The organism is Paenibacillus sp. FSL H8-0332, from assembly GCF_037963835.1.
Lineage (GTDB): Bacteria > Bacillota > Bacilli > Paenibacillales > Paenibacillaceae > Paenibacillus_AQ > Paenibacillus_AQ rhizoplanae.
The window spans coordinates 7,510,741-7,523,904 of the sequence record NZ_CP150145.1; the positions used below are offsets into that span (position 1 = coordinate 7,510,741).

At 52.6% G+C, this 13,164-nt stretch carries 10 protein-coding genes; 7 read left to right on the forward strand and 3 right to left on the reverse strand.

Annotated elements, in window-relative coordinates; all coding sequences use genetic code 11:
• Positions 1-191: 191 nt before the first annotated feature.
• Positions 192-1,070 carry an AraC family transcriptional regulator gene (locus NST43_RS32875; protein WP_339221680.1) on the reverse strand — a complete coding sequence of 293 codons (879 nt, stop codon included), beginning with the start codon at positions 1,068-1,070 and terminating at the stop codon, positions 192-194.
• Positions 1,071-1,092: 22 nt separating this feature from the next.
• A complete protein-coding gene (locus NST43_RS32880) occupies positions 1,093-1,992 on the reverse strand; it encodes a GNAT family N-acetyltransferase (protein WP_339221682.1) in 900 nt (299 codons plus the stop codon).
• Positions 1,993-2,195: 203 nt separating this feature from the next.
• On the opposite strand from NST43_RS32880, the gene NST43_RS32885 reads away from it, so the two are divergent.
• The 3 genes from NST43_RS32885 to NST43_RS32895 are packed head-to-tail and all read left to right on the forward strand — an operon-like array spanning position 2,196 to position 4,231.
• Positions 2,196-2,786: an Ada metal-binding domain-containing protein gene (locus tag NST43_RS32885; protein ID WP_339221683.1), complete on the forward strand. Its 591-nt coding sequence runs from the start codon at positions 2,196-2,198 to the stop codon at positions 2,784-2,786.
• Positions 2,767-3,351 carry a methylated-DNA--[protein]-cysteine S-methyltransferase gene (locus NST43_RS32890; protein WP_339221684.1) on the forward strand — a complete coding sequence of 195 codons (585 nt, stop codon included), beginning with the start codon at positions 2,767-2,769 and terminating at the stop codon, positions 3,349-3,351. Before NST43_RS32885 ends, NST43_RS32890 begins: the two co-directional genes overlap by 20 nt.
• Positions 3,332-4,231, forward strand: a complete 900-nt coding sequence (locus NST43_RS32895) for a DNA-3-methyladenine glycosylase 2 (protein WP_339221685.1) — start codon at positions 3,332-3,334, stop codon at positions 4,229-4,231. Before NST43_RS32890 ends, NST43_RS32895 begins: the two co-directional genes overlap by 20 nt.
• Positions 4,232-4,428: 197 nt before the next feature.
• Here the strand turns inward: NST43_RS32895 and NST43_RS32900 are convergent, their stop codons facing one another.
• A complete protein-coding gene (locus NST43_RS32900) occupies positions 4,429-4,854 on the reverse strand; it encodes a VOC family protein (RefSeq protein WP_339221686.1) in 426 nt (141 codons plus the stop codon).
• Positions 4,855-4,968: 114 nt separating this feature from the next.
• Between NST43_RS32900 and NST43_RS32905 the strand changes: the two genes are divergently transcribed.
• The 4 genes from NST43_RS32905 to NST43_RS32920 all read left to right on the forward strand — a co-directional run bounded on the left by NST43_RS32905 (position 4,969) and on the right by NST43_RS32920 (position 12,970).
• A complete protein-coding gene (locus tag NST43_RS32905) occupies positions 4,969-5,931 on the forward strand; it encodes a YafY family protein (protein ID WP_339221687.1) in 963 nt (320 codons plus the stop codon).
• Between the two features lie 275 nt (positions 5,932-6,206).
• On the forward strand, positions 6,207-8,675 hold the full coding sequence (locus NST43_RS32910; protein ID WP_209992837.1) for a hemoblobin-interacting domain-containing protein: 2,469 nt from the start codon (positions 6,207-6,209) through the stop codon (positions 8,673-8,675).
• 126 nt (positions 8,676-8,801) lie between these two features.
• Positions 8,802-10,613, forward strand: a complete 1,812-nt coding sequence (locus tag NST43_RS32915) for an S-layer homology domain-containing protein (RefSeq protein ID WP_209992838.1) — start codon at positions 8,802-8,804, stop codon at positions 10,611-10,613.
• A 320-nt stretch (positions 10,614-10,933) separates the two neighbouring features.
• Positions 10,934-12,970 carry an S-layer homology domain-containing protein gene (locus tag NST43_RS32920; protein ID WP_339221688.1) on the forward strand — a complete coding sequence of 679 codons (2,037 nt, stop codon included), beginning with the start codon at positions 10,934-10,936 and terminating at the stop codon, positions 12,968-12,970.
• Positions 12,971-13,164 lie beyond the last annotated feature (194 nt).

Genomic DNA, 13,164 nt, shown 5'->3' on the forward strand with positions numbered 1-13,164 from the left:
ATTAACAGCATAATGCAACAGGCAGGAAGCCATCTTTTTAATGAAGACATAGACCAATCATTCCCTTCCAGTAATTTGTATATATTGATTATAACGTGAGAACGGAGAGGCTAACAATCGTTACCCTGGTCCGAATAAAAGCCCTCCAGATGCCGTTATGGCTGCTAGAGGGCTTATTAGTAATCTTGTATCTATTTCTTCACTACAGGAATCCATACCTCGCAAATACATTCATCGTGCTCATCATTCGTCCAAAAGTATTTCTCGATGCACGGACCTTCTACTTGTTCAAAGCCTGACGACGGGAACCATTCCGAATAGATCCGCCGCCACACATTCTTAATGTCTGACCCCAGCTCCGGGTCGTTGGGCACCTTATCCAGGCAATCGAATACAGCATACGTCTGGCCTTGTATAGTCAGATTAACCAGCTCTTCTGGTACCTTCTGTCCTTCCGGCAGTTCCGTTCCCATCAGATAGCGTTTTGTCCCATCCTCACGGAAGTCATAGTAATAACCGAACAGCAGCGAACCGGCAGGTCTTCCGGCACATTCGTTAATCCGGTCATGCGTCCCATCGTTCCAGATTTTCTCTACGAACGCAGGGATTTCGCTATAAGCATCCTGGTGGATAATAACCTCCTTACCCATGACGCCATAGCCCCTCTCTTCAACCATCCTGTAATTCATTTCGCTTTCCCCTTTGATCTGAATTTGAAAGGAGATGCGGGAGAACGATTTGAGCTTCACGTTCTTTTTCTTCGCCATATTGGGGGTCACCCCATGCACCCGCTGAAACGCTTTAGCGAAGGACTCCGGCGTCTCGTACCCGTACTTCAGCGCAATGTCGATCACCTTGCCGTCCGTCCCTGCCAGTTCTTCCGCCGCCAGCGTAAGACGCCTATTGCGTACATATTCGGTAACAGTGAACCCTGTCAAGGCATGGAACATCCGCTGAAAATGGTACTTCGAGGTCATCGCCGCTCCGGCAATATCCTCGACGCCAATGGCGTTATGCAGATTCTGCTCTACGTAATCAATCGCCTGCTGGAGCAGCCGTATCGTTTCCATCTCCGCACCTCCCTTTCAATATTCATTGTAGAGAAGCGGGCAGGGAGGGGCCTGACCGGGAATGCTCTGAGTTGTCCGGATTTTTTATCATATACTCCATTCTATGCGTCTCCTGAAATCCAAGGCTGTTATACAAATGTATGGCTTCGTTACCAACGACGCAGGATAGGATAACGCGTGTGTAGCCGCGCCGATGGATCTCATTGCATAAGTACTTCACGAAGGTTCGTCCGATTCCGCGTCCCTGAAGGTCTGAACGTACACTAATACTGCTGATTTCATTCCCGTGGAGGTGGCTGTACGCAGCAATTTCCCCGTCAAGCTCATAGACCAAACGGTCCTGCGCATCCGCTGCCCAGGCGTTTCGTCTGCCTTCATTAGGCTCTGCAACCACAGAATCGGGGAAGCAGCCGACACTCACCCGCATTTCATGAAAAGCATTAGCATACAGCGAATGGGCGGCAACAAAGTCCTCATCTCTATACAACCTTGCTGAGGCTGTTTCCTGAGTAAAAGAACCGCCGGTCCGTTCCATATAAATAAGTGAATAGTATGGAGCATAGCCAAGGCTGCGGGCAAACGCAAGAGAAGAGGATACCCCGAACCGGACAGAAGTACTGACCTTTCGGGTTCCGCCTGCCTGTAATTGAGCTTCTGCCATCTGCATCAATGCCCTGCCAATGCCTTGTCTGCGATACTGTGGGGCGACAAATACATTCAAATGAGACTGGGGGATGGACGCTTCCATTTGGACTAACGCAATAAGCGTCTCATCTACATAAGCGGCAATAAATAGTTCCGGCTCTTCTTCCAGCACCTGCAGGAGGTCAGGACCAGAGTCCGCGTCCAGGCTTAATAGTTTTGTGGCGGTGAGAGAATCCTTCTCGCGCAGGCGTTCGCAGCGGATGTCTGATAGTTTCATTGGGTTCTTAGTCCTCCGAATAAAGATTGTTAATTCAAGCAGTCAATTCTAGCACTAATAGCTGATGTTTTTCCACTTTTTTCCGCACGTTGCTCGGAAATTGGCTAAACCCTTAGTCTCACTGTCGTAATCTTGCTCTCCTATTGCAATAGGCTGCATATGTCAAAACGAATCGTTTATACTGGCGGTAAGAGGTGATGGGGATGGACCCGCAATTGTTCGAGCGTATCTATGAAACGGTGGTGCGGCGTGAGCCGACCTATGACGGGATCTACTATACGGCGGTGCGGACGACCCATATTGTCTGCCGCCCTTCCTGCCGGGCGAGAACGCCAAAGGCAGCGAATGTTGTTTTCTATGGCTCCTTGCAGGAGGCTATTTCGGCAGGCTTCCGTCCCTGCAAAAGATGCCGCCCCGAGGAAGGCGGCACCCTCCGTCCGGATGCAGTTCTGGCGGCGCAGGCAGATACCATTATGGACGGGCGGTTCGGCAGTAAGCTGACCCTGGAGTCGATGGCTGCAGAGCTGAAGGTCAGCCCGTTCCACCTGCAGCGCACCTATAAGCGGGTAACCGGCCAGTCACCGGCTGCCAGATTGGATGCGCTGCGCACAGAAGAAGCCCGCAGGCTGTTGACGGAGACCGCAGCGGGGATGGCTGAAGTCGGCGGAGCTGTGGGGTTCCGTACGCCCTCTCATTTTGCCGCCTGGTTCGTGAAGAAGACGGGGCTGTCCCCTACAGAGTACCGCAGCAAGCATAACGAAGGAGGAAACCAACATGAACCCAAGCCGGAATAACAGCCGGAGTACCAATACTATTATGATTTATCATCATACCCTGAATCCCGGAAACGGGGAGTGGACCCTGTGGGCCAGCGATAAAGGCCTGATCCGCGTATCCTTCCCGCAGGACGAAGGGCAATTGCCCGCCTCCTGGTTGAAAATGTATGCGCCTGCCCATGAGCTCATGAAGGATGCCGGGAGATTTGAACAGCTTGGGGTGATAACGCTGCTGGAGCGGTATTTTGCCGGAGAGCCGGTAGATTTCAGCAGTGTTGAGCTGGATCTGTGGGGCACCCCGTTTCAGCAGGAGGTCTGGCGGGGGCTGCTTACCATCCCGCACGGGGAGACTGCCAGCTACAAGCAATTGGCTGAGCGGATCGGCAGACCGTTGGCTGTCCGTGCTGTCGGTGCGGCCAACGGGCAGAACCCGGTGCCGGTCATTGTACCCTGCCACCGGGTCATTGGCGCGAATGGTACCTTAACCGGCTTCCGGGGCGGACTCCAGATGAAGCAGGAGCTGCTCCAGCTGGAGGGTATTTTGAATGTAAAGGCGGCTGGTCATGAACGATTTGCTTTTTAAGCTGCAGCTGCCGGAGGACTTCGACCTGGGGGCCTGTCTGGAGTACATGAACCGCTCGCCGCTGGAATGTCTGTTCCGCACGGATGAAGCAGGCGTCAGCCGGATGTTCAGGATAGAGGGCGGCCCGCTCCTGGTGAGGCTCAGTGTGTCAGAGGGCCACAAGCTGAGTGTAACCCGGCTGCATGGGGCGGTTCCCGGTGCGCTGGAGCAGGAGCAGCTGGCCCGCTACATTGTGGAATGGTTTGATCTGGACCGGGACCTTGCCCCGTTCTATAAGCTGGCGGCTGCGGACCCGCTGCTCGGGCCGCTGGCCAGCCAGCACCGGGGGCTGCGGATCATCGGCATCCCGGATCTGTTCGAGGCGTTATGCTGGGCGATTCTGGGGCAGCAGGTGAATCTGGCTTTTGCCTACAGGCTGAAGCAGCGGCTGACTGCTGAATACGGGGAAGCGCTGGAATGGGAGGGGCAGACCTACTACCGTTTCCCTGGCCCGGAGGTATTCGCAGAGGTGCAGGTAGAAGAGTTGTGCACCTTGCAGCTAACCCGCAGCAAAGCACAGACGGTGCTTACCGTAGCCTCGCTGATCACCAGCGGGGAGCTAAGCCGGGAGGAGCTGCTGGCACTCCCGTCCCCGGCCGCCGCCGAGCAGCGGCTGCTGCAGATCCGCGGGATTGGCCCGTGGACCTCGCAGTATGTGCGGATGCGCTGCCTGCGCGATGCGTCCTCGTTCCCTGTAGGCGATGTCGGCCTGCAAAATGTGATCAAGTTCCTCACCGGCATGGACCGCAAGCCGACACCGGCGGAGCTGCTGGAGCTGGCCCGGCCGTGGCAAGGCTGGGAAGCCTACGCCACCTTCTACTTGTGGCGGGCGTTATATTAGAACAAAGCCCTGTCTCCCCGGTTTTTCGGGAGACAGGGCTTTTTATATGACATGTAGAGCGACTTTGGTGCTGAACGTGGCTGAAGTATCGCCGGGAGGAGCAGGAGTGTACCTGATTCCATTGGTCAAAGGCCAAATGTATGCGGAAAACCGAACACAACCGAAGCCGTGGGGGCGCTCACTCGCCCGCCTAATTCCTACTTCCTGTTATCCATGAAAATCTGGAAGCATACGCCGAACTTATCGGTCACCATGCCGTAAGCGGGACTGTAGTAGGCCGGGGCCAGCTCGATATCGACGGTGCCGCCTACCTTCAGTGAATTGAATAGCTGCTGTGCTTCAGCCTCGGTCTCCACCGTGAGACAGATGTTGATGTTATTGCCCCGGCTGCGCGGCATACCCGGCTCATAATCCGCCACAAAAAACTTCGTCTCTCCCGCCAGCAGCACCGCATGGGCAATCTGCGCTTTCTCCTGCTCCGTCATCGGGGCGTCCGGGTTCTGCGGGCCTTCGCCCATCGTTTGCTTGAACAGCACCGCAGCGCCAAGCGCCTCCTGATAAAAAGCTATCGCCTCCTGGGCAGATCCGTCCACCAGAATATAAGGGTTCATTTGCAGTTTCATGTTTTGTTCGCTCCTTGGAAGGTATATTTGCCTGTACTAACCGGCTATGGTTATAGTGTAGACTATAATAGTGACAGGTATTGTCATAGTTAAAATATAAATGGAGTGAACTCTGTGTCGAAATCCAAAAGGCTGCTGGACCTCATGATGACTGTCAACCGCAAGCGTAAATTCACCGTCAGGGAGCTGGCTGACGAATTCCATGTCTCCTCACGCACGATTCTCAGGGATTTACAGGAGCTTGGGGAGCTGGGCGTACCGCTCTATTCCGAAGTGGGGCCGCATGGAGGGTATCAGGTGCTGAGCGAGAGAATCCTGCCGCCGATTGCGTTCACGGAGGAAGAGGCGGTGGCGATATTTTTTGCCAGCCATGCCCTGCGCCATTATAAATATCTTCCCTTCAAGGAAGAATCCTTATCCGCCTTGCACAAATTCTATAACTACATGTCTGGCGATGTCCGTGACCGGATTGATGAGATGAAGAACAGAATTGATTTCCTGACCCCGGCACGGCAGGCGGAATTCCCTTATCTTCCCCAACTGCTGGACGCGGCTACCGGGCAAAAAGTGCTGCTGATCGATTACCAATCGAAGGGCCGGCGGCAGCAAAGGTGGATTCAGCCCGTCGGCATCTATGCCAGTAACGGCCTGTGGTATTGTCCGGCGTATTGCTTCCTGCGGGGCGGCATCCGTACTTTCCGCTGCGACCGGATTCAGTCTGCCGGGTATGATGAAGCGGGACCGGCCGCGCTTGATCTGCGTCATATCCACTTGGACAATACGGAGCATTACGGCAGCCCGCCGCAGGAGCAGGCCGAACAAAGCCTTATCCGGCTGTACGTGGAGCTGGGGAATGAAGGGGTCCAGGCCTGTGAAGGGGAGGTATGGTCCCCGCAGCTGCTGCATATCCGTGCAGACGGCACAGGCTGGCTGGAGGGAGAGATTCCGGGAAGCGATCTGGGCTTCTTCGCACGGTTTGTGATTGGCCTGTGCAGTGAGGCTACCGTGCAGGAGCCGCCGGAGCTGGTAGCAGAGGTGAAGCGGACGCTAACCGAAATGCTGGAGAAATATAAATAGAATGAGGGAATCAGGAAAATTACGAAGCGGTTGATACCTGATTGAACTAGTGAACAGATGGAGTCTCTTATATAGAGGCTCTTTTTTTGAAATATAAGCATTTATATGTTGGCCACTATAAAGTTCCTTCTATTTCTCGCAGAAACGGTACCGTTCTTTAAAAGGATGGTACCGTTTCTGCTTGTCGAACTTTGTCATTTCCGTGTCATTGGGTGCAGATATACTTGGCTTTAGTATCAATTTGAAATAATAAAATTTTGGGAGTGAGAATCTAAATGATAGCAAGAGGCAAAACAAACAGGCTGAGATTCATGCCAACCGTGTCCAAAATGTTGGCTGTGGTGATTACAGCAGTATCTGTACTGACGGTGTCACCCGGTGCAGGCTATGCAGACCCGGCAGTCTCGGAAATCACCTCTGCAACAGCAGAAGTGAGCAGCAATAATGCCGCTGTAACCGTAACCTTCAATACCTATGCCCAGCCTGCGGGCAGCCTGTCCGATCTGATGGACGGTATTCAAATCGAACGTTCCGGTTCGGAGCAATGGGTGGATCTTGCGGCAGACAGCGCCGGCAATGACATCAGCATGAATGGAGATGGTGCGTTAGTGATCACGCTGGGCACTGCGCTAACCGGCACCGACAATAGCATTCAGATTGCAGCAGGCGCGGTTATGAATACGGAAGAACGTCTCTCTGCCAATGTCCTTACCCTCTCTTCCATTGCAGCACACGATATTACCGCTCCTGTTGTTACAGGCTCCAGATCGAATGATGGCAGCTGGTTGAGAGTGTTTTTCGATGAGAACTTCTCGCTTAACGTGCCTGACGGGGCTACCGGCGAGCAAGCAGCGGCTTTCCTGAAAAGCCGACTGAGTGTAGCTGGCGACGGGGAGCACTTTGCTCCGTTTACGAATAATGAGGGATCTGCCTATCAGAACAACGCCCGCGAGTTGTATCTGAATTACAATAATAATATGAAAATCATTTCTGGGCTAAATACAGTCATCCGGATCGCAAGCGGCACACTAAAGGATGCGGCAGGAAATCTAAATGCGGAAATGAATCTGCATGTGAGTCCCCCAATAATCCAGTCGGTGGCTGTCAGCAATGACAATCATGATGTAGTGGTGACCTTTAATAAAGAAGTGTTAAATAACACCTCTTCGGACGATAACCTGAAAAGCAATATTTACTTAGTCAGAACAGTCTCCGGACAAGAGAAGTCCCTCAAGGCTCTGGTTGCACAAGACACTGTATCCATTGAATCCAACAAGCTGAGTATTCATTTCGCTGAAGCACTCTCCGGCACGGAGAGTCAAATTTCCATTAACGGAGGAGCACTCACCGATCTCAACGGAAATGTCCAGGAACAAAGAACGATCAGCGGTTTTCTGGAGACGGCTGTTGGAGGTGTAGACCCGAATCCGGCAGACACAACTATGCCGGCATATCTGTATTCTTCCGTGTCCGATGATTATCAGAATATTACTTTCGTGTTCAATGAGGAGATCTTTAATGCTAAGGGGAGTGACAGCAAATTCCTGGAGGATGTGCAGTGGTACGATCCTTACAGAAATCAATGGCTGTATACCTTGCCTTCAGACGTTACGTTCACCTTCTCAGGCACTAAGCTCATCCTGCATTTCCCGGAGCCGCTCACAGGCTACCAGTATTATTATCAGATCAATCCGGGGCATTTCATGGATGCAGCCGGGAATGTTCTGACTGGTTACGCAGCTACAAACTGGATTTACCCTCAGAATCAAGCAGCAGGGCTGTCTTACAATGGCGGTTATTTTTCAGGTGACGGACGTTTCTTGAGCTTGTCGTTCAACACTAATACTGCTCTTGCCGATCAGACGCTTGTTGACGGAGTATCCCATCTGAATGAGTACATTACCATTTCTACTGATCATGGAGTAACCTATTCAGCCCTGGATCCGCTGGATACCGTATCTCTGTATGGCTCCCAGATCGGCATCATCTTCTACAATGCCAAACAGCAGGGCTCGGTGAAAGTCAAAGTAGCTCCGGGTGTGCTTAGCGATCTATATGACAGTAAGCGCAACAGCACAGTTGAGGCAACAGTTGCCTATAATACCCCTGAACTCACAGGATATTTCTACAGTAACACGGAAAGCGAGTTTGCTTTTACCGACAATGCGGCCTGGAGAGAACATGTAGGAAAGGTAACTGTCTATGACCGGAATGTGGGACAATACAGAACATTGAATGCCTCAGAATATGTATTAAGCGAAGGGAAGCTAACCTTGGCCGGGGGGATATTCACAGCAGGAACCCGGTACACGGTTACTGTGGATGCCGAAGGCTACAGCAGTAAATATCTGGAGGGTGGAGCTTATAAATCTTCAGAAGTATTCTCTATGACTGCGCCGGTGGTTACCGCCGACAATGGAATTACAGCAACGATCCGGTTGTTTAACAATGCCTATGCTGAAGAAGTGAATGGAAATCAGACGATCCTATTTGAGCTCTTCGACGGCAATGCACCGGTTAGTATTGTTGCGGCTAATTTGAAGTTAAGTACGGGAACGTATTCTGCCAATTTCAATGTGAGTGATGTTGCGGTGAACCCGAATTATTCAGTAAAAGCCTATGTGGTTAGCCGGTATGGCAATGATCCTGCGAACCTCGGACTCAATCTGGCAACAGTTAAGACTCCGCTGGAACTGGATTTGGCGATACTGGCTGCCAATGAAAATAATAATAATAACGACTAGAAATGATAGATTAACAGGAAAGCGGGGAATGTCCAAGTGAAGTTACGCAAGTTTAGGTTGACTCTGATTATGGCTCTTTGTTTATCCCTCGTTCTGCCTGTTGCAGCATTTGCTGACAGCACGGCCGTGACGCTACATCCTCCGGCTGCTGTGGAGCTGGGCGGCACGGTGAAGATTACCGGTACTTCTACTCTGGATGAAGTCATTATTCAAGTGCAGCGGCCGGTCAAAAGTACTCTGTTCTATGATATTGTTCCAGTAAGCAACGGGCTATTCTCTATTTCGTTTGCTTTGTCCAAAAGTGAGGTTGCCGGAACGTATAAAGTGCTGGCAGGAGCGGGCACCCAAGTTGCCGCAGCTGATCTGATTGTCAAAGCGCCGTCAACAGGAGGCGGCACTGGAACTGGCGGCGGAAGCGGAGACGGAGGCGGCACCGGAACTGGTGGGGGCACCGGAACTGGTGGGGGCACCGGAACTGGTGAGGGCACCGGAACTGGTGGGGGCACCGGAACTGGTGAGGGCACCGGGACTGGCGGCGGCACCGGAAACGGCGGTGGAACCGACAGCGGCACTGGAAGCGGCGGCACCATCAGCACTGGTACCAGCACCAGCGCTCCGACGGGAACGATCACGGCAGCAGGCAAGCCAGTCACTCCGCCGGCGTCGAATGCTACGCCCGTTCAGGTAGATACAAGCAAGAATACTGCCGTATCGGAGACGGCGGCGAACGGCCGGGTGACCACGACCGTTAATCAAGACGGCACGGCGCTGGCTGCTGCTCTCTCCGCTGCAGCACAGCAGGATAATCACGGAGCTGCTCCGATTGTTTTCATGGCTTATAATAACATTTCAGGAGCGGGGGTGCGTTTTAGTCTGCCGGCCTCCGTTCTGTCAGCCGCAGCCTTGAATGCACCGGATACGATTATATCGATGCAATCCAATGACGGCGAGTATTCACTGCCGCTAAGTGTTCTTGACTTTGCTGCAATCGTGCAAAGCCTGGGCACAGCACCGGATAACCTCACGATTCAAATCAACATTTCTCCGGCAGCGGCAGATGTGAACGCGGCAATTCAACAAAGTGCGCGGAACATTGCGGCCTCCCAGTTGGGAAGTGCCATTGAATTTACAGTTGCTGCAGCAGGGAGCGGGAAGACAATAGAGCTGAACCGTTTTGGCTCAACCTATGTCAGCCGAAGCATTGTCCTTCCCTCATCTGTGGACAAAACACATGCATCAGTAGTTCTTTATGATCCGTCTACAGGACAATTTTCATTTGTCCCCGCTTTGTTTGATAAGCAGGCAGACGGATCGACTAAAGTAACTTTTAAACGGAATGGCAACAGTACGTATACCGTTCTTGCGTCCACCCGGACATTTAATGATATCCGCAGTCATTGGGCGAAGGCAGATATTGAACTGCTGGCTTCGAAGCTGATCGTGAACGGGTCCACGGAGACTCAATTTGCTCCGGATAGTGATATAACCAGAGCGGAGTTCGCGGCATTGCTCGTCCGTTCACTGGGACTGACTCCTGATACAGCGGGAGCGAACTACACTGATGTGATGACGGGAGACTGGTATGCCGGAGCCATTGGTGCAGCAGTTCAGGCCAAGCTGGTGGAAGGCTTCCAGGATCAGAGCTTTAGGCCGAATGACACGATTACCCGTGAGCAAATGGCGGTCATGATCTCCAGAGCGATTTCATTCGCCGGACAGACTAACGATGCTATAAGCGGGCAGGTCCGGCCGCTATCTGCTTTCCAGGATCAGGCTGAGATTAGCAGCTGGGCTCAAGGGGCAGTAGCACAAGCTGTTCAGGCAGAGATTATTACCGGTATGACACCTGAAACCTTTGTTCCGGCTGCGAAAGCCAGCCGGGCCCAGGCTGTTGTCATGCTATCCCGTTTATTAAAATACACTGGGTTTATGAACTAGACTGAGAAGTTCAACCGAGCGCTGCCCGCAGAGGCGGCGCTTTGAATTTATAATGGAAGTAACACATTTTGCTCATAACATGTCCCCAATTCATCAGTGTTGTTTAAAGGGCAACATTACTCCTCCTTTACGCAACTTTTCACAACAATTCTTGTATTTCCTCGTTCGTACAACACTCTCCTGTTCGCCCTGGTATTGCTCCAGCGTTGTCGAACTTTGTCATTTTCCCGTCATTGAGCCTGTGTATAATTATTTTAAATATAAGATATGGGAATTTGAAGGGGTGGAAGAAAACAGTGAAGAGAAATTCAATATGGAAAATGGGGCTAATAACAGCAATGGCTTCGGTTCTAATAAGCGGATGTGTTGTAAGCACCAGCTCTGTCACATTTAATTATCCTGCTGACCAACCGGACAGCACCGAGCATGTATATTTACGGTATTCGGACGGTACAGTAGCTGCAGTTCCTGATGCTGCAGGAGGCAGCAGTGTAACCGTTGCGACTTACAGTAATAAAACCATTGTTGGCGGGTATGTGAGCGACGGCAATATAAGCTGGGTTCCGGAATATTCGTATTCGTACCCCACGGTGAACGTATCCGGATTTCAAACCTACAAGCCTGCTTTTGCCGCAGATCATGTGAAACTGGCTAAACAGCCGGAGCAGGATGCCAATTATCCTGCCTATATCAATGTTACTCTTGCTGTCTATGATACTGACGATAACCTGGTGACCGGCCGCACCGAAGTATTTGCCCATTCGGCTACAGCTTACACCGTATTTAAGAATACAGATCCATTGGATAATCTCAATAATAATAATACTGCTAATGGAGGCTTCTCCTCGTATACAGAGAACGGCCTCGTCACCTTCCTCATCCAATCGGACAGTGCGGATATCTCTTCCCAGATTTCGCTGTACTCGGGTGCGCAGATCATCGCGGAGAATATCTTCAAAAAGGTAACCGGAATTACAGTAACAAGTATCGGCGGCTCCGATTCCCTGTATGCGGGGGACTCACTCACTATGAGTGCTGAAGTCCTGCCGTTGCATGCTGCCAACCGGGCTGTAGTCTGGTCTGTTGTATACGGCAGCGGGTCCGCGACTATTGATGCAACAAGCGGTGAACTTACCGCAGTTGATCCAGGTACAATAACTGTTACAGCCGCAGCTACAGACGGCACGGGTACAACGGGCAGCCTCCTGCTTACTATATTGGAGACGCCAGTACCAACAGCATCGCCGATGCCGACTGAGGCCCCAACAGAGGCGCCGACGCCGACCGAGGCCCCAACCGAGACGCCAACATCGACGCCGACCACAGCGCCGACCGTGGCGCCAACCGAGGCGCCAACGGAGGCGCCAACATCGACGCCGACCACAGCACCGACCACAGCGCCAACCGAGGCGCCAACATCGACGCCGACCACAGCACCGACCACAGCGCCAACCGAGGCACCAACATCGACGCCGACCACAGCACCGACCGTGGCACCAACGGAGGCGCCGACCACAGCGCCAACCGAAGCACCAACCGAGGCGCCGACCACAGTGCCAACCGAAGCACCAACGGAGGCGCCAACATCGACGCCGACCGGGGCGACAGCACCCATAGGGGTCACGGCGACAGCTACCCCTACAGCAACACCAACGGCTGCCCCAACGGCCGCAGCAACGCCAATACCTGCAGCTGCTGGACCGGGTGTGCAGTTCATAAGCAATGTTGTCGATCTTTCCAGTGTGCTGACCAGCCTTTCGCTTAGAATTGAAGATGTCAAATTGAATCCGGCTCCGTTAATTTTTACAGATACCACGGCTCACTGGGCCAACTCTGCCATCGGTATTTTTGTAAAGTTAGGTGTGGTTTCCGGCTATCCGGATGGCGGCTTCCATCCGAATGCAAGCATTACCCGTGCGGAGTTCGCTACCGTTCTTGCTAAGGTGTTCGGCCTTTCGGAGACCGCTTCGCCCGGAAGCTCCTTGAGCGATACCTCCGGCCACTGGGCCGAAGCTTCCATCCGCGCTCTGCAGCAAAGGGGGGTGATCTCCGGCTATCAGAATGGCCTGTTCCTTCCTAACCGTGAGATTAGCCGCGCCGAGATTATTGCTATGATCTCCAAGATCATTGACCTGAACAGTGTGAATTCTCCTGCCTCTTCCGGATTCTCTGATCTGGATAAGACATGGAATCAAGAACAGATCATGCAAGCGGCGGCAGCCGGTATTATTAGCGGGTCAGGCAATGGCGTCTTTCTTCCAGCCAGGCAGGCGTCCCGGGCCGAAGCTTTGACTATAGTCCTGCGTGTATTGGAGACTAATCCGGAGCTTAAGACCCTTCTGGATACCTTGAAATAAGCAAGCCACGTGCGGCTTCTGCAGACTTCTTGTCGGTAGGAAAGCCCGCTTCAGCCTTTTCGGAGGCCGGAGCGGGCTTTTTCTGGAATTTTAGAGGCCGGGCGCGGCTTTTAGCTGTTGAATAAAAATATAATATGAAGTATCTCTGGCAGATCAGTTTCTGATAAGATAGGAGGCACAGAATGCAAGATTCC

Coding starts and splice junctions, on each gene's coding strand:
- NST43_RS32875 (WP_339221680.1), bottom strand. CDS start 1,070: ATGGAAACGATACGGCTGCTCCAGCAGGCGATTGATTACGTAGAGCAG.
- NST43_RS32880 (WP_339221682.1), bottom strand. CDS start 1,992: ATGAAACTATCAGACATCCGCTGCGAACGCCTGCGCGAGAAGGATTCT.
- NST43_RS32885 (WP_339221683.1), top strand. CDS start 2,196: ATGGACCCGCAATTGTTCGAGCGTATCTATGAAACGGTGGTGCGGCGT.
- NST43_RS32890 (WP_339221684.1), top strand. CDS start 2,767: ATGAACCCAAGCCGGAATAACAGCCGGAGTACCAATACTATTATGATT.
- NST43_RS32895 (WP_339221685.1), top strand. CDS start 3,332: ATGAACGATTTGCTTTTTAAGCTGCAGCTGCCGGAGGACTTCGACCTG.
- NST43_RS32900 (WP_339221686.1), bottom strand. CDS start 4,854: ATGAAACTGCAAATGAACCCTTATATTCTGGTGGACGGATCTGCCCAG.
- NST43_RS32910 (WP_209992837.1), top strand. CDS start 6,207: ATGATAGCAAGAGGCAAAACAAACAGGCTGAGATTCATGCCAACCGTG.
- NST43_RS32920 (WP_339221688.1), top strand. CDS start 10,934: ATGGGGCTAATAACAGCAATGGCTTCGGTTCTAATAAGCGGATGTGTT.